Below are 514 nucleotides of genomic sequence, written 5' to 3' on the forward strand. Positions count from 1 at the left end.
CCCGCGGCCCCCGTCCTCGACGGGGAGCCGCGGGCGTCGGTGCGCGTCCGGGCTGCGGAGGCCGGCCGCGCCTGCCGGTCAGTAGGTGAAGGCGGCGACGCGGGCGCGCAGGTCGGCCGACATCCGGGCGAGCTCCTCGACGGACCCGCCCATCTGCGTGAGCACGTCGGAGCTCGTCGCGGCGGACGTCGCGACGCCGGTGATGTTCGTCGCGATCTCGCCGGACCCCGTCGCGGCGTCGGTGACCCCGCGCGCCATCTCGTTGGTCGTGGCGGTCTGCTCCTCGATCGCGGACGCGATGGTGAGCTGGTAGTCGTTGATCGACTCGATGATCGAGGAGATCTCGCCGATGGCGGCGACGGCGCCCGTGGTGTCGGCCTGGATGGCCTCGACCCGGCGGGCGATGTCCTCGGTGGCCTTGGCCGTCTCGGACGCGAGCTCCTTGACCTCGCCGGCGACGACCGCGAAGCCCTTGCCGGCCTCCCCGGCGCGCGCGGCCTCGATCGTCGCGTTG

1 protein-coding gene is annotated in these 514 nt (G+C 74.3%); it reads right to left on the reverse strand.

What is annotated here, in order from left to right; all coding sequences use genetic code 11:
• Positions 1 to 78 precede the first annotated feature (78 nt).
• Positions 79 to 514, reverse strand: a 436-nt coding sequence (locus CBZ_RS10575) for a methyl-accepting chemotaxis protein (protein ID WP_246013265.1), incomplete at its 5' end; no start/stop codon positions are given.

This window comes from Cellulomonas biazotea, from assembly GCF_004306155.1.
GTDB classification, from domain to species: Bacteria; Actinomycetota; Actinomycetes; order Actinomycetales; family Cellulomonadaceae; genus Cellulomonas; species Cellulomonas biazotea.